The sequence below is a fragment of the Clostridium fermenticellae genome (assembly GCF_003600355.1).
Lineage (GTDB): Bacteria > Bacillota > Clostridia > Clostridiales > Clostridiaceae > Clostridium_AV > Clostridium_AV fermenticellae.
Window position 1 is genome coordinate 397,722 of sequence record NZ_CP032416.1, and the last position, 19,970, is coordinate 417,691.

General features: G+C 32.3%; 14 protein-coding genes and 1 pseudogene. 11 read left to right on the top strand and 4 right to left on the bottom strand.

All coding sequences use genetic code 11. The annotated features are described in order from the left end of the window. Position 1 precedes the first annotated feature (1 nt). The 7 genes and pseudogenes from uvrB to D4Z93_RS02075 all read left to right on the top strand — a co-directional run bounded on the left by uvrB (position 2) and on the right by D4Z93_RS02075 (position 10,757). Positions 2-1,990 (top strand): excinuclease ABC subunit UvrB, encoded by a 1,989-nt coding sequence (gene uvrB, locus D4Z93_RS02045; RefSeq protein WP_119970095.1) that lies wholly within the window; start codon positions 2-4, stop codon positions 1,988-1,990. Positions 1,991-2,080: 90 nt separating this feature from the next. Continuing rightward, positions 2,081-4,902 (top strand): annotated as a pseudogene (gene uvrA, locus D4Z93_RS02050) (excinuclease ABC subunit UvrA). A 98-nt stretch (positions 4,903-5,000) separates the two neighbouring features. Then, positions 5,001-5,438 (top strand): FHA domain-containing protein, encoded by a 438-nt coding sequence (locus D4Z93_RS02055; RefSeq protein WP_119970096.1) that lies wholly within the window; start codon positions 5,001-5,003, stop codon positions 5,436-5,438. Between the two features lie 50 nt (positions 5,439-5,488). Then, positions 5,489-6,691 (top strand): FtsW/RodA/SpoVE family cell cycle protein, encoded by a 1,203-nt coding sequence (locus tag D4Z93_RS02060; protein ID WP_119970097.1) that lies wholly within the window; start codon positions 5,489-5,491, stop codon positions 6,689-6,691. A gap of 2 nt (positions 6,692-6,693) precedes the next feature. After that, on the top strand, positions 6,694-8,130 hold the full coding sequence (locus D4Z93_RS02065; protein ID WP_119970098.1) for a peptidoglycan D,D-transpeptidase FtsI family protein: 1,437 nt from the start codon (positions 6,694-6,696) through the stop codon (positions 8,128-8,130). 21 nt (positions 8,131-8,151) lie between these two features. Beyond that, complete coding sequence (locus D4Z93_RS02070; RefSeq protein WP_119970099.1) at positions 8,152-9,048, top strand: OB-fold nucleic acid binding domain-containing protein; 897 nt, start codon at positions 8,152-8,154, stop codon at positions 9,046-9,048. Between the two features lie 368 nt (positions 9,049-9,416). Then, positions 9,417-10,757 (top strand): MFS transporter, encoded by a 1,341-nt coding sequence (locus tag D4Z93_RS02075; protein WP_119970100.1) that lies wholly within the window; start codon positions 9,417-9,419, stop codon positions 10,755-10,757. 403 nt (positions 10,758-11,160) lie between these two features. Here the strand turns inward: D4Z93_RS02075 and D4Z93_RS02080 are convergent, their stop codons facing one another. From D4Z93_RS02080 to D4Z93_RS02095, 4 genes are all read right to left on the bottom strand, one after another. Further along, positions 11,161-13,107, bottom strand: a complete 1,947-nt coding sequence (locus tag D4Z93_RS02080) for an FtsX-like permease family protein (RefSeq protein WP_119970101.1) — start codon at positions 13,105-13,107, stop codon at positions 11,161-11,163. Beyond that, positions 13,100-13,867 carry an ABC transporter ATP-binding protein gene (locus D4Z93_RS02085; RefSeq protein WP_119970102.1) on the bottom strand — a complete coding sequence of 256 codons (768 nt, stop codon included), beginning with the start codon at positions 13,865-13,867 and terminating at the stop codon, positions 13,100-13,102. Before D4Z93_RS02085 ends, D4Z93_RS02080 begins: the two co-directional genes overlap by 8 nt. 114 nt (positions 13,868-13,981) lie before the next feature. Then, a complete protein-coding gene (locus D4Z93_RS02090) occupies positions 13,982-14,998 on the bottom strand; it encodes a sensor histidine kinase (RefSeq protein WP_119970103.1) in 1,017 nt (338 codons plus the stop codon). A gap of 1 nt (position 14,999) precedes the next feature. After that, positions 15,000-15,671, bottom strand: coding sequence for a response regulator transcription factor (locus tag D4Z93_RS02095; RefSeq protein ID WP_119970104.1), 672 nt, complete (start codon positions 15,669-15,671; stop codon positions 15,000-15,002). Positions 15,672-16,355: 684 nt separating this feature from the next. Between D4Z93_RS02095 and cbiM the strand changes: the two genes are divergently transcribed. The 4 genes from cbiM (at position 16,356) to D4Z93_RS02115 (ending at position 19,952) form a co-directional block, all read left to right on the top strand. Further along, positions 16,356-17,357 (top strand): cobalt transporter CbiM, encoded by a 1,002-nt coding sequence (gene cbiM / locus D4Z93_RS02100; protein ID WP_119970105.1) that lies wholly within the window; start codon positions 16,356-16,358, stop codon positions 17,355-17,357. 13 nt (positions 17,358-17,370) lie between these two features. After that, positions 17,371-18,165: an energy-coupling factor transporter transmembrane component T family protein gene (locus tag D4Z93_RS02105; RefSeq protein WP_119970106.1), complete on the top strand. Its 795-nt coding sequence runs from the start codon at positions 17,371-17,373 to the stop codon at positions 18,163-18,165. Between the two features lie 4 nt (positions 18,166-18,169). After that, positions 18,170-18,898: an energy-coupling factor ABC transporter ATP-binding protein gene (locus D4Z93_RS02110; protein WP_119970107.1), complete on the top strand. Its 729-nt coding sequence runs from the start codon at positions 18,170-18,172 to the stop codon at positions 18,896-18,898. Positions 18,899-19,343: 445 nt separating this feature from the next. Further along, on the top strand, positions 19,344-19,952 hold the full coding sequence (locus D4Z93_RS02115) for a metal-dependent hydrolase (RefSeq protein WP_119970108.1): 609 nt from the start codon (positions 19,344-19,346) through the stop codon (positions 19,950-19,952). Positions 19,953-19,970: the final 18 nt, after the last annotated feature.

The following is a 19,970-nucleotide window of genomic DNA, read 5'->3' on the forward strand; positions in this document are numbered from 1 at the left end:
TATGAACGAATTTAAAATACACTCTAAATTTAAACCTATGGGTGATCAGCCTAAGGCTATAGATAGTATAGTGAATGGTATAGTTAATAAAAAGGATAAGTTTCAAACGCTTCTTGGAGTTACAGGTTCCGGAAAAACATTTACTATGGCTAATATTATAGAAAGAGTTAAAAAACCAACATTAGTACTTGCACATAATAAGACTTTAGCAGCCCAGTTATGTTCAGAATTTAGAGAGTTTTTTCCAGAAAATTGCGTTGAATATTTTGTATCATATTATGATTATTATCAGCCGGAAGCGTATGTACCCCAAACTGATACCTACATAGAAAAAGATGCTTCAATAAATGATGAGATAGATAAGTTAAGACATTCAGCTACTTGTGCTTTGTTTGAAAGAAAGGATGTTATTGTTGTAGCATCTGTATCTTGTATATATGGTCTTGGTAATCCTGAGGAATATAGTAAACTTACAATCTCTTTAAGGCAGGGAATGATAAAAGATAGAGATGATATAATAAAAAGGCTTGTGGAAATACAATATGAAAGGAACGAGATAAATTTTGTCAGGGGAACTTTTAGAGTAAAGGGTGATGTACTAGATATTTTTCCGGCTTCCTTTACTAATAAAGCTGTTAGAATAGAATTTTTCGGAGATGAAATAGATAAGATAAAAGAGTTTGATGTTGTAACAGGAAAAGTTACAGGAAAAAGAAATCATGTACATATATTCCCGGCATCTCACTTTGTTACATCAAGAGACAAACTTGAAATAGCTATAGAGCGCATAGAAGAGGAACTTGATGATAGATTAAAAGAACTTGTATCTAATGATAAACTTCTTGAAGCGCAGAGGTTAAAGCAGAGAACTAATTTTGATATAGAGATGATGAGAGAAGTTGGTTACTGCAGTGGAATAGAAAATTATTCAAGGATACTAGATGGAAGGGCAAAGGGAAGTCCACCTCAGACACTAATTGATTATTTCCCGGATGATTATCTTTTATTTATAGATGAAAGCCATGTTACTTTGCCTCAGGTAAGGGCTATGTATGCTGGTGACAGATCAAGAAAAAATTCACTTGTAGATTATGGATTCAGGCTTCCTTCAGCTTTTGACAATAGACCCCTGCAGTTTAGTGAGTTTGAGAAAAAATTGAATCAGGTAGTCTTTGTAAGCGCCACACCATCGGATTATGAACTTAAAAATTCTCAGAATATAGCAGAACAGATAATAAGGCCCACAGGTCTTTTGGATCCTGAAATCATAGTTAGACCTATTAAGGGACAGGTAGATGATTTGTATTCAAGTATAAAGGAAACTACTAAATGTGGGTTTAGAACTTTGGTTACAACTCTTACAAAAAAAATGGCAGAGGATTTAACTGATTATTTTAAAGAACTTGATATAAAGGCAACATATTTACATTCAGATATAGATACAATAGAGAGGATGAAGATTGTAAATGAACTCAGGAAAGGCGAGGTAGATGTACTAATAGGTATAAATCTTCTTAGAGAGGGATTGGATATTCCTGAGGTTGCCCTTGTTGCAATACTTGATGCAGATAAAGAGGGCTTTTTAAGGTCTGAAAGGTCACTTATTCAAACTATAGGCAGAGCTGCAAGAAATTCAGAGAGCAGAGTTATAATGTATGCGGATGTGATTACAGATTCAATGAATAAGGCAATAACGGAAACCAGAAGAAGAAGAGAAATTCAGATGGAATATAATAAGAAAAATGGGATTACTCCTACTACAATAAATAAAGGTATAAGGGATATAATTGAAGCAACTACTGTTATTCGTGAAAAAGAGGAGTATAATACCTTAGAAGATGCGGTAAAGGCGAATAATGAAGATATAGATACACTAATCAAGAAATATGAAAGGGAAATGAAACAGTTTGCTAAAGAGCTTCAATTTGAAAAGGCAGCTGAAATTAGAAATATTATATATAAACTTAAAAAGCAGAAAAAAGTCGAGTGAAAAAATACTTTTACAAAGAACAAATGTTCTTATATAATATAGAGAGATAACTAAAAGGTTAAATCTTTATAATGAGGTGTATAGGTCAGTATGAGAGATAAAATTGTAATAAAAGGTGCTAAAGTTAATAATTTAAAGAATGTAAACCTTGAAATACCAAGAGATAAACTTATAGTATTTACCGGGCTTTCAGGCTCAGGGAAATCATCTCTTGCGTTTGATACTCTGTATGCTGAGGGTCAGAGAAGATATGTTGAGTCACTTTCAGCTTATGCAAGACAATTCCTTGGGCAAATGAATAAACCGGATGTGGAGTACATAGAAGGATTGTCACCTGCTATATCAATTGATCAAAAAACAACCAGTAGGAATCCACGTTCTACAGTTGGAACAGTTACTGAGATATACGATTATTTAAGACTTCTATATGCTAAAATTGGAATTCCGCATTGCCCGAAATGCGGTAAAGAAATAAAACAGCAAACTGTAGATCAAATGGTTGATAAAATTATGGAGATACCTGAGAAAAGCAAGATTCAGGTGCTTTCTCCTGTTATAAAGGGCAGAAAAGGTCAGCATGTGAAGGTTATAGAGCGTATAGTCAAAAACGGATATATTAGAGCCAGAATAGATGGTCAAATTTTTGACCTTGAAGAAGACGATGTCAAGCTTGAAAAAAATATAAGACACACCATTGAGGTTGTAATAGACAGACTAATAGTTAAGGATGGTATGCAGGGCAGACTGTCTGACTCTATTGAAACTGCATTAAAATTATCTGATGGTATTGTAATTATAAATATTATAGGTGGTAAAGACATGCTTTTTAGTGAGAAATTTGCATGTCCTGATTGTGGTATAAGTATAGATGAAATTGCCCCAAGATTGTTTTCATTTAATTCCCCTTATGGAAAATGTGATATGTGTGATGGACTTGGTACTCTTATGGAAATAGATGAAGATCTAGTTGTTCCAGATAGGAGTAAGAGTATATTAGAAGGCGCATTTATGCCACTTGGAAGTGGAAGCTTAAAGGAGGATTCATGGACCTTCAGCGTTCTCAAGGCTTTGTCTAAAAAGTATAAATTTAAGCTTACGACTCCTCTGGATAAACTCGGAAGAGATGTTCTTAATATATTATTTTATGGACTTAATGGCGAAAAAATAAAAGTTACATATTCAAAAGAGGGAAGAACTATGGAGTTTAACCACTCATTTGAAGGAATAATAAATAATCTTAAGAGAAGATATATGGAAAGCAATTCAGATTATATAAAAAGGGAAATAGAAAATTATATGAGTGACAATCCATGTCCTAAATGTAAGGGAGCAAGATTAAAACCCGAAGTTCTTGCAGTAACTGTGGGAGGTTTAAATATATCCGGGTTCTGTAAAATGTCAATAAAGGATGAACTGGTATTTTTAAAGGGATTAGAATTGTCTGAAAAAGATGAGATTATAAGCGGTCAGATACTCAAGGAACTGGAGGGCAGGCTGAATTTTTTGATAAATGTAGGTCTTGATTATTTAACATTAGCAAGAGCAGCTGGAACACTTTCAGGTGGTGAATCGCAAAGAATAAGACTTGCAACTCAAATAGGTTCAGGACTTGTTGGAGTACTTTATATACTTGATGAACCTAGCATAGGACTTCATCAAAGAGATAATGACAAGCTTATAAATGCACTTAAACACTTAAAAGATCTTGGAAATACTCTTATTGTTGTTGAACATGATGAGGATACTATAAGAGAAGCTGACTATATTGTTGATATAGGACCTGGAGCTGGAGAACATGGTGGAGAAGTTGTGGCAAAGGGGACTCTTAATGATATAGTAAAAAGTGAAAAATCATTAACAGGGCAGTATTTAAGTGGCAAAAAGAAAATATATGTTCCGGACAAAAGAAGAATTGGGAATGGAAAAAGTATAGTCGTAAAGGGTGCAAGGCAGAACAACCTTAAAAATATAGATGTAGAATTTCCTCTTGGTTTATTTATATGTGTTACAGGAGTTTCTGGATCCGGTAAGAGTACTCTTATAAATGAAATATTATATAAGGGATTAAACAAGAGGATAAATGGATCCAAGAAGAATCCCGGGCTGTTTAAGGATATAACGGGAATAGAAAATATTGATAAGATTATAAATATAGATCAAAGTCCGATAGGAAGAACTCCTAGATCAAATCCTGCAACTTATACCGGTGTATTTGACATAATAAGAGAAGTATTCGCAAGTACATCTGAATCAAAGATGAGAGGGTATAAGCCTGGAAGATTTAGCTTCAATGTAAAAGGCGGCAGATGTGAGGCATGCAGGGGCGATGGTATTATAAAAATAGAAATGCAGTTTTTATCCGATGTATATGTACCTTGTGAGGTCTGCAAGGGCAAGAGATATAACAGAGAGACGCTTGAAGTAAAATATAAGGATGAAAATATCAATGATATTTTGAATATGACTGTTGAAGAAGCATTTAAGTTTTTTGAAAATATACCTAGAATAAAGAATAAATTACAGACACTCATGGATGTTGGATTGGGTTATGTAAAATTAGGTCAGCCTTCAACTCAGTTGTCAGGTGGAGAAGCTCAAAGAATAAAGCTTGCTTATGAATTGTCAAAAAGGAGTACCGGGAAAACCCTATATATATTAGACGAACCAACCACTGGACTTCATATAGATGATGTAAATAAGCTTATAAATATACTTCAGAAGATTGTTGATGGTGGAAATACAGTTGTTGTTATTGAACATAATTTGGACGTTATAAATGTTCTGATTATATAATTGACCTGGGACCTGAGGGAGGAGAAAAAGGTGGTACTGTTATTTGCAGTGGAACACCGGAACAAATAGTTGAAAATCACAGTTCTTATACAGGACAATATTTAAAAAAAATGTTATAATTTAATATAAGGCTAGCTAAATATACTCTATATTACTGCTAGTCTTTTGTTTGTTATTATTGATATATAGAAAAACAAAGTGTAAGAAGGTGATTTATATGGATTTGAGTAGTTTGAGTTTGATATTTAAAATTGTAATAATTGCTATTATATATATCATAATCATGGTAGCTCTTAGGATAATGTATAAAGACATAAAGAATGGCGGAAGAAAATCCAAAAGACTTACCAGGAGATCTTTTGGTCTTGAAATAGTAAATCCAGGGAATAATAATAATTTAAGAAAAGGTGCAGTTATTCCAATAAGAGGTGAGATTAGCATAGGAAGAAAAAGTAATAATTTACTGGTACTTGATGATCCTTATGCATCCGGTTATCATGCAAGAGTTTATTCAAGAAACAATGCTCATATATTAGAAGATCTACATAGCACAAATGGTACGTTACTTAATGGAACAAAAGTTACTGGAAAAACCTATATTAAGGCCGGAGATGAGGTTAGAATAGGTAACACCTCGTTTAAGGTTATAGGGTAGAATAAGTTTTTGTATAAAACATTTCATTAATTAAAGTTGGTGGTGATAAATTGGATACTAGCAAGGATGAAAAAAAACTTCTCAAGTATACGTATCTTTTATGTATAGTTTGTTTTGCTAATCTGGCTATTTTAAAACAGCCATATGATAAGGGAGCCATTGTTATGGCTGTAGTCACGTGTATACTTATTGGTTACTCATATTTTATAATAAGGAAATTTTTCTCCGATGGAGATAAATACATATTTATTTTTTCAAGTATATTATCTGTTATAGGTATGGTTATGATTTATAGATTAAATATAATGTATTCTATAAAGCAGATTATATGGTTTGCAGTTGGTGTAACCGGGTTTATATTAATTGTAGTTTTATTCCCCAGTTTAAAAAGTTTTGGTAAGTATAAGTACTTTTATCTTATAGTTACAGTATTATTTATGTCATTAGGAAGTTTAATGGGCAAAGAGATAAACGGATCTAAGAACTGGATTGTAATAGCAGGCTATCAATTTCAGCCATCTGAGTTTGGAAAATTGTTTTTAGTTGCATATCTGGCGGCGGCACTTAAGGATTATAAGTCGTTTAAAAATCTTATAGAACCTGGAATAGTAGTTATGGTATGTATTGGTTTTATGGTATTACAAAAGGATCTTGGATCTGCTTTGATATTCTTTGGAATTTCAATAACGATGCTTTATATAGCTACTTCCAAATTTAAATATGTTGCTATATGTTTCGGGCTATTTTGTGTTGGAGCGTTTGTGAGTTATCATATTTTTGATCATGTTAGGGCAAGAGTTCTTATATGGGAAAATCCATGGCCGTATGCAAGTGGTAAGAGTTATCAAGTTGTTCAGTCAATGTTTTCTATTGCATCCGGCGGATTTACCGGGTCGGGTCTAGGACTTGGACACCCTGAATATGTACCAGTTAATACAACTGATTTTATATATGCCGCTTTATGCGAGGAATTGGGAATACTAATGGGCTTTGCTATAATAATATTGTTTTTTTTATTGTTCTATAGGTGTATGAGGGCAGCTGTATATGGCAGTGATGTGTTTTCAAGGCTTTTAGCAGTAGGATATAGTGCAATGATAGCTTCTCAGGTACTTGTTATTGTAGGAGGAGTTATGAATGCAATTCCACTTACAGGTGTAACATTACCTCTTGTAAGTTATGGTGGAAGTTCCATGTTAATAACGTTTTTCTCGCTCGGAATAATTCAAAAGATATCAGAAGAGGGTAGGTAGATATGAAAGAGAAGGATAATATATCAAACAATATAAAAAAGGTTCTTTTGGTCTTTCTTTTATGCTTTATAGTACTAATATCTTATATAACATATTTTGAGATGGTAGTAGGACCTAAAATAGTTGATAATCAGGCTAATAGAAGACTTTGGGTTAAGAGAAACGAGGTACTTAGAGGCACTATTTATGATAGAAATGGTAAGGCTCTTACACAAAGTGAGAGAGTTGACAAGGAAACTCAGAAAAGAATTTATACCGGTGGAGAGATATTCTCGCATATACTGGGGTATGTTGATATAAAATATGGTATAACAGGTCTTGAGAGAAAGTATGATGCAGAACTAATGTCTACGGATATAAAAGACAATATAAAGAGTCTGATAGAAAATAAAGGTAAAAAGCAGGAGAAATTAGGCGATAGCTTAAAAACCACACTGGATTATGATGTGCAGAGCAAGGCGTATGAATTATTAGGTGATAATAAAGGTGCTGTAGTTGTTCTTAATCCTAAAACCGGAGCTGTTATAGCTATGGTTTCAAAACCGTCATTCAATCCAAATAATTTGCAGGAAATATGGAGTTCTGTAAATTCTGATAAAAGTATGCCATTGCTTAATAGAGCCACTTCCGGACTATATCCGCCTGGTTCCACATTTAAGACAGTAACAGCTATAAGTGCACTTGAAAATTTAGGAGGAATTCAAAGCAGGTCTTTCAATGATAATGGAGAATTATATATAAGCAGTGGGTATTCTCTTCATGATTTTGCAGGAGAGTCGTTTGGTAACATATCATTTAAGGATGCATATGTCAAATCAAGTAATGTAGTATTTGGAACCTTGGCCCTGGAGCTAGGAAATGACAAGTTAAAGCAAACAGCAGAGGAATTTTATTTTAATAAGGCAATTCCAACAGATGGTATTGCAGTTGAACCCAGTCGATTTCCTACATTGAAATCCAATGAAAAAGGTAATATTGCACAGAGTGGAATAGGTCAAAGCAGCGATCTTGCAACACCTCTTCAGATGGCATTAATCGCAAGTACTGTTGCAAATGATGGAGCTATGCCTAAACCGTATTTAGTAAATCAGGTTATTACAAGTAAAGGTAAAGTAGTCAAAGATATACAACCTGAGAATATAGGACAAATAATAACTCCAAATGTAGCAAATACTATGAAGAATTTTATGAGATCTGTTGTTCAGGAAGGTACTGGTGTCAATGCTGCAGTTGATGGAGTGGAAGTTTGTGGTAAGACTGGAACAGCCGATCATCAGGAAAATGGTGTAGATGCAACACCACATTCGTGGTTTATAGGATTTGGACCATATAATGATCCTCAAGTTGCAGTCGCAGTAATAGTTGAAGATGGAGGTCAGGGAGGTATAGCAGCTGCAAGTATAGCTTCTCAAGTTATGAGAATGGTAATAAACAAGTAAGAAAGGAGACTTAAACTTTTTATGAAGATAGAAGATATATCTAAATTATCCAATGGTGACAGTGTTGAGGTTTTGGGGATGATAAGTGACAAGAGAATAGGGCACAAAAAGGATGGAAACCCATATATTATAATGATAATTCAAGATGACACCGGATCAGTAGCATTTCCAATTTGGGATAACTATCAAAAACTAATGGATTCAACAAAAGAAGGAATAATTGTGAGAGTGAAAGGCTATGCGGGGAGTTTTAACGGCAATATGCAGATAAAAAATCCCGTTATTCAAGTTGTTACTGAAGATATTAATTATTCAGAATTTGTACCTTCTTATGATATACCACATGAACTTGTAACTTATTTTATAAATACTGTAAATAAGCTTGAGGATAAATATAAAAAGATTGCTGTAGCGGCTACGGGGGTCTCCGGATATAATAATGATAGATGGAAGGCATTTCTGACATGTGTTGCGGCTGAAAAATTTCATGGAAATAAGCGCGGAGGCCTATTTCTACATACTATTGGTGTGATGAAAACAATGGAAAGTATTTTAAGCAACTATATTGATAATCCGTTTTACATGGATGCAAAAAGTGTTATAAGTAAAGATAGACTAATGTTAAAGGCAATAATACATGATGTTATGAAAATTAAAGAATATGATTATAGTGGAATAATACGAAGGAAACCTATCAAGCTCGATCATATAGTGATGGGAGCGGCCTATATCATTGAAATAAATAATGAGGTTGGAAATATACTTGATGATGACGAACTGGATGATATATGTTATTCTATTTTATCTCATCATGGAGAATATGGAAAATTTGAAGCTAAGGGAGTAGAAGATATACTCCTAAATATAGCAGATACGGTAGACAGCCAAATTGTGAATGCAATAGAAAATAAAATATGAATCTAGAATAGAATTTATAGGGCTTATAAAAGAAAGCCTAACTTATGCGCAGGCCGGGATTTTTAAAATTCGTCACGTAAAAAGTTTCTAGTAAGTGTAAGCTTGCATTCATAAAAATCTAAGCAGATTTTATAAACTCGCTTTGCTCAGACAAATAAAATCCACTAAGATTTTTAAGAATGCTTCGCTAACACTTACTACAAAATTTTTTAATGTGCCTACATTTTAAAAATCACGGCCTGCGCATAAGTTAGGCTTGAAATTATAAACCCTATATTTAGTTGTTGCATTTACAAGTGTATATACATTATAATATACATAGTGCACTTTTAAATAAAATAGATATTTAAGAAAGTGGTGTATATTAAATGAGTAGTATATCATTAAGAATTGAAAAATTACCGGTTACTCCTATGCTTTGGAAAGTATTATTCTTGTCGGGAATAGGGTGGTTATTTGATGCAATGGATCAGGGGATGATGGCAGGTGTAATGGCCTCCATTGGAAGGTCATGGCAGCTCACTTCTGCTGATCTGGGTCTGCTTGGCAGTGCCTCGGCTGTAGGAATGGCAGTTGGTGCTGCTGTTGCTGGAATGATTGCTGATAGATATGGTAGAAGAACAGTCATTACTTTTACACTTATATTATATGGATTGGCTAGTGCTGCATCAGGAATTGCTCCTAATTTTGCTGTATTACTATTTTTGAGGTTTTTAACTGGATTAGGTCTTGGTGGAGAACTTCCTGCAGCTTCTACTTTAGTCAGTGAGTTTTCACCTACTAAAGTTCGTGGACGTATGGTTGTTCTGCTGGAAAGCTTCTGGGCCTGGGGATGGATTGCTGCAGCTTTAATTGCTTATCTTTTGATTCCTATTTATGGATGGCGTATTGGATTTTTCCTAGGTGGTGTACCAGCATTGTATGCAGCTTACCTTAGGAAAGGTATTCCTGAGTCACCTAGATATTTGGAACAAAAAGGATATTTTAAAGAGGCGGATGCGATTGTAGGCAAAATGGAAAAACAAGCAGGAATAAATAGTAAACACATAGATACAAGCCCTTTATCAGGAGATAAAAGATCAAAAGGTGGCAGACTTGCTGATTTATGGTCAAAAGCTTATTTTAAACATACTATTGTTCTCTGGGTTTTGTGGTTGGGTATTAATTTCGGATATTATGGATTTGTTTTATGGACTCCAACTTTGCTTGTTGGTAAAGGCTTCAGCCTGGTAAAGGGTTTTGAGTTTACATTAATTATGACTATTGCTCAATTACCCGGATATTATAGTGCTGCTTATTTAATAGAGAAGATTGGACGTAAGAAAGTATTGGTGATATATCTCATAGGTACTGCTGTATCAGCATATTTATTTGGACAGGCTGCATCTTCTAATTCTGTACTTACTTTTGGATGCTTATTATATTTCTTCAGTCTTGGAGCATGGGGTGCAGTATATGCTTATACGCCGGAAGTTTATCCTACGAGTATCAGAGGCTGTGGAACTGGCTGGGCGGCTGCAATTGGTCGTATTGGAGCTATTGCTGCTCCTTATGTTGTTGGACTTATGTATGGAGCAAAAGGCAAGGAAATTGGATTTACTTATGTATTTATAATGCTAACTATAGTGTTTGCAGTAGTAGCAGCAGTAGTAGCATTAATTGGAGTTGAAACAAAGGGCAAAACTCTTGATGAAATCAATGTAGCTTAGATACCACAGGGTTTATAATTTCAAGTTTAACTTATACCCCGGGAGATGCTGACAAAATCCGGTACAATAAAAGTATTTATAGTACCTATATTTTGTCAGCATCTCCCTTTGGTATAAGTTAACTTTAAAATTACAAACCCTATTAGAGTTTACAAGTAGAAGCTCAACTTAGCCCTTAGCCGGGATCTCCAGAATTAAGGCACATTAAAAAATTTTGTAGTAAGTCTTAGCGAAGCGTTCTTAAAAATCTTAGTAGATTTTATATGTTTGAACAGAGTGAGTTTATAAAATCTGCTTAGATTTTTTTAAGCGCAAGCTTAGACTTACTAGAAATTTTTTACGTGGCGTATTGTGGAGATCCCGGCTAAGGGCTAAGTTAGGTTTTTATTTATAAACCTTAGGGTTATTCAACAATTTTGTAGTATACTCTTGCAGTTAATGCAAATACAATTGTGTAGATTGCTGCAAAAATTAGTATTGTTATTACGGTTGAAAGTATAAATAAATTTATATTTGTCAGACCTAAAAGGGCTAGAAGTTTTGTCATCATTGGAAATACAAAAGCAACATGGATTATTGTAAATACAAGGGGAAGAAAGAATACCATTAATACCTGACTCTTTATAGTTTTCTTTATTTCTGTTTTGTCCATGCCAACCTTCTGCATGATTTTAAAACGTTCCTTATCTTCATAGCCCTCTGATATCTGCTTGTAATAAATAATAAGGACTGTAGCCATTAGGAATAATATTCCTAGAAATATTCCTAAGAAAAATAATCCTCCATATAAGGAAAGAAAATCATTTCTACTAGATGCAGCACTTTGAATATTGGCATTTATTTTATTTTCTGAAAATGCTTTATTAAGCTTGTTAGATATGGATAATATATTTTTATCCGTGCCATTAATATTAAATTCGAATGTGTACTCATTAAAACCATTTTTGCCAATGGAACTTATATCATTTGCAAATATTACATAAGTGTCTACTACATCATTTGTAATATTTTTACCCAGGCCATTTGGGAGACTAGAAAGCTTTTGTTTGATTTTCAATGTTTTATTATCAATATTTATCTTACTACCATCAAAGTTTTTTATATTTGAGAAAAGAAGGATTTCATCATTTGTAAGGGTAATATTTTTTCCTTCTAATCTATTGTAATCTGAAATTGGAAGGGCTGTTATTACGGCAAAATGTCCACTACTATTGTTTTTGTCGGCAGATAAAAATTTTCCTTCCTTTTCTATAAATTGAGAACTATTATCGGAATAATAGAATTTATCCTGTATAACTACATTGTTATTTTTTGTGATAGCTTCTAAAATTTGATTAACCTTTTTTGCATGGTCTTTATCTGTTTTATCTGTAGTTACAATTATGTCTCTTGGATAGTTTGCTTTTAAAGTGCCTTCCATGCCAGCATATAGAGAAACAGTAGTTGAAATCATTATAAGCACAGCAGTACTTAATATACAAATATTTGCGAGACCAACTGCATTCTGCTTCATTCTGTACATCATGCCTGAGACAGATATAAAGTTACTTGTTTTGTAATAAAAGTTTTTTCTTTTTCTTAAAAGTTTTAATACAACAATGCTTCCTGATGTAAAAAGTGCATAAGTTCCTATCATAACCAAAATAACTGCACCAAAGAACAAGGTAAAAGCAGTAAGTGGTGATTTGACATTCAAAGCTATACCATATCCACTACAAAGAGCTACAACACCTATAAAGGTTATAAGCCATTTGGTCTTCGGCTCTTTTTCTCCATGCTCTGAACTCTTTAAAAGCTCAATAGGTTTTAATATTTTGATTTGAAACAAGTTTGACAATAATGTTGCAAAAAATATTATTCCAAACAAGATTAAGGTGTGTATAATAGATGGTACTGAAATAGAAAATCCGAGGGACACCTTAAAATTAAGTAATTTTATTAGTAAAAGAAATATCAATTTATCTAGAATAATTCCAAGTAAAAGCCCGGTTATTAAACTAATGGCTGATGTAAAGATACATTCGAGGAATAGTACTTTTGCAATATGTTTTTTTTCAAGTCCCAGTATATTGTACAGTCCAATCTCCTTTTTACGTCTTTTAATAAGAAAACTATTTGTATAGAAAAGAAATATGGCTGAAAAAATTCCAATTATTATTGTTCCTAAATCCAGAATTGTTTTTATGACTTCAGTTCCTCTTATTTTATTTAGACCATCGTTTAGTGAAAGTGACTGCATTATATAAAACATCATAACAGTGAATATACATGTGAGTATGAATGGAATATATGTTTTACTATTTTTTCTTATGTTTATTAATGCAAGTTTTGAGTAAAATGGTTTACTCATTTCTAGCACCTCCAGTGGTAATAACCGTGAGTGTATTTGAAATTTTTTCAAACATCTCCTCATTTGACATTGATCCCCTATAAAGTTGATGAAAAACTTCTCCATCCTTTATGAAGAGAACTCTTCCTGCATGACTTGCCGCCTTAGTACTGTGTGTAACCATAACAATTGTCTGTCCATCATTATTAATCTCAGAAAATAGTTCTAATAATTGGTCTGTTGATTTCGAATCAAGGGCACCTGTAGGTTCATCTGCTAAAATAAGCTCTGGATCTGTAATCAAAGCCCTTGCAACGGCTGCCCTTTGTTTTTGACCTCCGGATACTTCATAAGGAAATTTCTCCAGTATGTTTTCTATTCCTAATTTCTTTGTAATAGGTTTTAATTTTTCACTCATCTCTTCATATGATTTTCTGGATAGAACAAGCGGCAGAAATATATTGTCCTTTAAGGAAAAGGTATCAAGCAGATTAAAGTCTTGAAATACAAAACCTAGGTTTTTTCTGCGAAATGCGGTAATTTCCTTTTCTTTAATTGTCACTATATTTTTACCCTGCAGTAGAACTTCACCACTTGTTGGTTTATCTAAAGACGCCAATATATTAAGTAATGTAGTTTTTCCTGATCCTGATTCTCCCATGATTGCTACATATTCTCCCTTTTCCACTGAAAAGGTTACATTACTTAATGCCTTAACTTGATTTCCGCCAAATCTTGATGAATATATTTTTTTTAAGTTATTTACTTCTAATAATTTCATTTTTTCCTCCTTGCTTGTTTTGAATATACTATAATTATAAAAAAAAACGAAATGTTCAGCCATAACTTTGGCTTACATTTCTTATGTTAATCTTACATATTTGTAAGATTAGATTTATTCGATTATAGTTTTCACAGAAGAAAGATTGATTTTTACCTTTGTACCTTTATCTATCTCGGAAGTAATAGTTATAGTATGTGAAAGCTTATTTAGTATTTTTTTGCAGAGATAAAGACCTATTCCTGTTGCTTTTTTATCCATTCTTCCATTATAACCGGTAAAACCTTTTTCAAAGATTCTTGGGAGATCCTCTTCTGCAATGCCGATTCCTGTATCTTTGATTACAAGAATTTTATCCTCACCATTTTCCATGTATATTGATATCTTTCCGCGTTTTGTATATTTTAATGCATTCCATAATATTTGTTCAATTACGAATACAAGCCATTTTTCATCTGTAAGTACAGTACAATCTATTTCTCCTAAATCGAGAGTTATATTTTTTCGAATAAATATGTGTGCATACTTTCTTATAACCTGTTTTATAATTTGGAGTAGATCATAATTTTTTAGAACCAAATCTGATGTACTGCTGTCAATCTTTAAATAACTTAATACCATTTCAACATACTGCTCAATTTTAAAAGTTTGCTCTAGTAATTCTTTATTTTGTTCAGTATACTCATTATTTTGCAATATTAATCTGATTGCAGCTATCGGTGTTTTAATTTGATGGGCCCAAAGTGTATAGTAATCTATTGTTTCTGTTTGTTTAATATCTATTTTAGAAATAAGTTCTGCAGTTTGTGCGTAAGATCTTTTTAGTATGGATTGATAATCATACTCAATTGAATTACTATACTCCGGTAATGTATCTAAATTTATATTTGTTTGATTCTGGATCATATAAAGACGTTTATGTTTTTTTAAATAGGTAATAAAATTGTGAGTAGCAAAAACAGACGCTGCAATGATTGATAATAAAAAAGCATATAAAATTGGTTCAAGTTGTATAGAATACAATAAGAAAACTATAACAAAAATCGTAGTAAATATAATATATGCCATTATTGTTTTTCTATTATCTTTGATATAGAATAGTATAATTTGTGTAAGAGAATTTTTTTTCATATTATTCCACCATATATCCAATACCTTTTTTTGTTTTAATAAGATCATGAATACCTATATCTGAAATCTTCTTTCTAAGACGTGTCATATTGACAGTTAAAGTGTTGTCATCTATGTAACTATCGCTTTCCCAGAGTTTTGTCATAATGACATCCCTAGAAATAATATGCCCGATATTTTTAAATAAGATTTCAAGTATCTTAAATTCATTTTTTGTAAGTTCGAGTTTTTGACTGCCAAGTTCAATTGTAGCATTGTTTAAATTTAGTACTATACCATTATGTTCAATTATATCCATTTCACCACTAAAGGAATATGTCCTTCTTATTAATGCCTGCACTTTTGCAACAAGGACATTTAAATCAAATGGTTTGGATATGAAGTCATCACCGCCCATATTTACAGACATAATAATATTCATATTTTCCGACATAGATGAAATAAAGATTATGGGAACTTTTGATATTTTGCGGATTTCACTACACCAGTGGTAACCATTAAAAAATGGTAATGATATATCCAAAAGGACAAGATGTGGATTAAATTTTATGAATTCAGCAGTAATATCTTTAAAATCTGTTATAAATTCAGTTTTATAGTTCCATCCATCTAAACAGCTTTTTATTGACTTTGCAATTGTCATATCATCTTCAACAATTAAAATTTTATACATTTTTTACTCCTGTATATAGGGTTTGTAAATGAGAAGTTAATCCATCCCCTGGGAGATGTTGCCAAAATCCGGTACTATAAATGCTTTTAGTAATTCTAAAGCCCGGTATTTTGAAAATCTAATAAAGATTGATAAACTCGCTGTACTCAAACATATCAATCTTTATATATTTTCTGAAATACCGGGCCAAGAATTACAATAAAAGCATTTAATGTACCTATATTTTGTCAGCATCTCCCAAAGGTTAAATTAACTTTAAAATTATAAACCCTATAAAATCTACTAAGATTTTCAAAAATACTTCATTAAGACTTACTAAAAAATTTTTTAATGTGCCTACATTTTGGAAATGTCAGCTTACGTATAACTTAAGCCTGGAATTATAAACCCTATAGGTTAAATTCTAAGACCCGATTTTGAAAAATTATATTATTGTTAATTATATCATATTTTTGACCTGAACGTAAAAATTAAAGGATTGTAATGGATAAAAAAGGAAAAACAACGTTTACAAAGTGTTTGGTTTGTAGTATTATTAATTTATATACTACGAGGGTATATGTTTATAAGTGAAGGTTTTTATATTTACATATTGATTATGATTAATAACCACGAAGGTTGATTGCTTTATTAAGCGTCAGTTTTTGTGGTTTTTTATTTGTATATTGAGGGGGAGGTAATTATATGCATATTCCAGATAATTATTTAAGCCCTGCAACATGTGCTGTTATGGGTATAATAATGATTCCAATATGGATAAAATCAATTAAAAAAGTAGAGAAAGAGGTCAGCAAAAAGAAGATGCCCCTTATGGGTATAGGAGCGTCGCTTTCATTTTTAATAATGATGTTTAATATACCACTTCCAGGCGGGACTACCGGACATGCTGTTGGGGGAACTTTGCTTGCAATTATTTTAGGACCTGAAGCTGCATGCATTTCGGTGACAATAGCACTCTTAATCCAGGCATTGTTATTTGGTGATGGTGGTATACTGGCATTTGGTGCAAATTCATTTAACATGGCATTTATAATACCGTTTACAGGATACTATATCTATAAATTTTTGAATGAAAAAATAAAAATAAGGAAAGGTAAATCTGTTTCAACATTCATTGCTTCGTATATGGCGATAAATGTTGCTGCATTATGTGCATCAATAGAACTCGGGATTCAGCCCTTATTGTTTAAGGATGCTTTAGGTATTCCACTATATTGTCCATATTCATTATCCATTACAATACCGTCTATGTTAATTCCACATATTTTGGCTGCGGGGATATTAGAAGGTATTATAACTGTTGGAGTACTAAATTTTATAAGAAAAGTTTCTCCAGGGATTATATATGAGGGTAAAGAGACTAAAACTAGATCTATATACGCCTTTATAATAGGACTTATATGTTTGACTCCATTAGGACTTTTAGCTGCAGGTACGGCATGGGGCGAGTGGGGGTCAGATGAGATAAGTTCTGTAGTTACAGGTGGAAAGGCCCTAGGGTATATACCTAAAGGGATGAAAAGCGGTTTTAATTTTAGTTCGCTTATGCCTGATTATTCCGTTAAAGGACTTCCAGATAATATAGGATATATACTGTCTGCTGTTGCTGGTGTTGCCATACTTTTGATTGTATTTAGATTAATAGCTAACATCAAAAAGAATAATAGCATTCACAGTTCACATTAAAGGGGAAATTAATATGCCGGAGTGGCTTTTGAAAAAAGATGATTATACGCCACCTAAGGATAAAGATGCTTTCATAGATAAGAGTATTTTTTCTATTTTAGGTGTTTTGAATAAATTTATGAAGCAAACTGAATGTAAGCAGAGTAAATTTAAGTGTAATGCTTTGCTTAAACTTATTACTACATTTGTATTGATTGTTTTTATCTCTTTAACGAGAAGTTTTACATTTGTATTTTTAGCTAATGTGTTAATACTGATTCGGCTTAATTTTCTTAGAATAGATGAGATAAAGCATATTCTGAAGGTTAGTTTAGTTATAGCTTTATTTAGTTTTATAATTTTATTGCCATCTGTTTTTTTAGGATACGGTAACAATTCTTTAATGATTACCTTGAAAATTTTTGTTTCGGTTGAAACTGTCAATATTTTAGCTGTTACTACACAATGGAATGAATTGATTTCAGCCTTAAAGTTATTTAAAATTCCTGATATGTTTATTTTTGTCTTCGATACGACTATAAAATATATTTTGATTTTAGGCGAGTTTTCTTTAAACATGATTTATGCACTTAAACTGAGATCTGTTGGAAAAAGTAAAAATAAAACTTCATCGCTTTCTGGTATATTAGGTACCATATTTATAAAATCTAAAGAAATATCGGATGAAATGTATACTGCAATGGAATGTAAGGGATTTACCGGGAAATATGTTGTGTATAATAAGTTTAAATTGAAACTGCAGGATTATGTCTGTATAATATTTAATGTGATTTTCATATTAATATATTTTTATTTTGATAGGTTGTGATTTTGTGATTGATATAAATGATGTTTATTATAAATATGATGATGAATTTATTGCACTTAAAAATATAAATCTTCACGTTAATGAGGGTGAGTCGATTGCACTTGTGGGTGTTAATGGCAGTGGGAAATCCACACTTATGAAGCTGATAAATGGACTTATATATCCTGATCATGGAAGCTATAGATTTGAAGGAGATGAGATTAACTATAAAAAATTGCAGAATGAAAAGTTTTCAAAGCAATTTCACAAAAAAATAGGTTTTGTTTTTCAGAATTCAGAAGTGCAGCTTTTCTGCTCAAATGTTTATGATGAGGTTGCATTTGGACCGAGGCAGATGAGTATGGATGAAAATGAAGTTAGAGAAAGAGTGGAAGATACCTTGAAGTTACTAAAAATAGAGAAACTAAGATATAGACAGCCATATCATTTGAGCGGAGGAGAGAAGAAGAAAGTAGCTATTGCATCTGTTGTTGTGCTAAATCCGGATGTTTATATTTTTGATGAACCAATGAGTGGGCTTGATCCAAGGACTAAAAGGTTTTTAAGAGAGTTTATGATAAATATAAATGCTGCAGGCAAGACAATTATATGTTCCACACATGATTTTGAATATGTAAAAGGTGTTTTCAAGAGGGCCGTTGTCTTTTCAAAAGGTCATACGATTATTAGAGATGGAGCTTACGACGAAATTATGTGTGATACAAGATTCTTGTATGATAACAATATTATTTAATACGATTGTAGGGTTTGTAACTGAAAGCTTAACTTATGCTCCGGCTGGAATTCCCAAAATACGTCACGTAAAAAATTTCTAGTAAGTCTAAGCTTGCGCTTAAAAAAATCTAAGCGGATTTTATAAACTCACTTTGTTCAAACATATAAAATCCACTAAGATTTTTAAGAACGCTTCGCTAAGACTTACTACAAAATTTTTTAATGTGCCTTAATTTTAGAAATCCCGACCGGAGCATAAGTTAAGCTTCTACTTGTAAGCTTTAAAATTACAAACCCTATATAAAAAATAAGGGAAATATCCCTTATTTTTTTATAGTCACAAGAAATGGTAGTATTTCCCGGAAAATTTTGTTGTAAAAAGTAAAAAAATTATAATTTTAGTGATATAATATATATAATTAGCTATATTGCGATAAATTTTGATCAGTTGACGAGGTAAAAGTATGAAGGGAAAGACTCATGTTGGAGTAGGAGTAGTTACTTTTTTATCAATTTGCAACAGTTTACCTGGAAATTTCAATTTTATTGGGATTATAGTGGTGATTTTTGCATCACTTCTTCCAGACATAGATCATCCTAAGAGTATAATAAATAAATATATTTTACCTTTTAAAAATAAAAATGCAAAAGTTGTTACATATTTATGCCTGGGTGTAATAGTTTTATGGTATGATTATGTTTACCTTAAACAGCCTGCATTTAGGGCTTTAGGGGTATCTCTCCTAATAATATCTCTATCATCTCATAGAAATGGATTGACTCATAGTTTATCAGGAATGATACTATTCTCATTCATTGCCGCATATATAGGGAACATGTACCATGTACATTATATGGTTTATTACTTTATAATTGGTTATGGCATGCATCTTTTATGTGATATGGCAACAAGTAAAGGTATACCTGCTTTTTATCCATTTAGGAACAAAAAGGTAAGGCTGCCAATCACATATAAAAGTAATTCTAAAATTGGTTCTACAATTGAGGAACTTATAATGATATTTGGACTGTTGTTTACTATATACAGGCTTCCGCTAATTTTTTGTAAGTGAATTTTTAGAGGTGATTTT

What these genes read in the sequence shown, in the direction of transcription:
- uvrB (WP_119970095.1), top strand. Translation starts at nt 2, where the DNA reads ATGAACGAATTTAAAATACACTCTAAATTTAAACCTATGGGTGATCAG.
- D4Z93_RS02055 (WP_119970096.1), top strand. Translation starts at nt 5,001, where the DNA reads ATGGATTTGAGTAGTTTGAGTTTGATATTTAAAATTGTAATAATTGCT.
- D4Z93_RS02065 (WP_119970098.1), top strand. Translation starts at nt 6,694, where the DNA reads ATGAAAGAGAAGGATAATATATCAAACAATATAAAAAAGGTTCTTTTG.
- D4Z93_RS02070 (WP_119970099.1), top strand. Translation starts at nt 8,152, where the DNA reads ATGAAGATAGAAGATATATCTAAATTATCCAATGGTGACAGTGTTGAG.
- D4Z93_RS02075 (WP_119970100.1), top strand. Translation starts at nt 9,417, where the DNA reads ATGAGTAGTATATCATTAAGAATTGAAAAATTACCGGTTACTCCTATG.
- D4Z93_RS02080 (WP_119970101.1), bottom strand. Translation starts at nt 13,107, where the DNA reads ATGAGTAAACCATTTTACTCAAAACTTGCATTAATAAACATAAGAAAA.
- D4Z93_RS02085 (WP_119970102.1), bottom strand. Translation starts at nt 13,867, where the DNA reads ATGAAATTATTAGAAGTAAATAACTTAAAAAAAATATATTCATCAAGA.
- D4Z93_RS02090 (WP_119970103.1), bottom strand. Translation starts at nt 14,998, where the DNA reads ATGAAAAAAAATTCTCTTACACAAATTATACTATTCTATATCAAAGAT.
- D4Z93_RS02095 (WP_119970104.1), bottom strand. Translation starts at nt 15,671, where the DNA reads ATGTATAAAATTTTAATTGTTGAAGATGATATGACAATTGCAAAGTCA.
- cbiM (WP_119970105.1), top strand. Translation starts at nt 16,356, where the DNA reads ATGCATATTCCAGATAATTATTTAAGCCCTGCAACATGTGCTGTTATG.
- D4Z93_RS02105 (WP_119970106.1), top strand. Translation starts at nt 17,371, where the DNA reads ATGCCGGAGTGGCTTTTGAAAAAAGATGATTATACGCCACCTAAGGAT.
- D4Z93_RS02115 (WP_119970108.1), top strand. Translation starts at nt 19,344, where the DNA reads ATGAAGGGAAAGACTCATGTTGGAGTAGGAGTAGTTACTTTTTTATCA.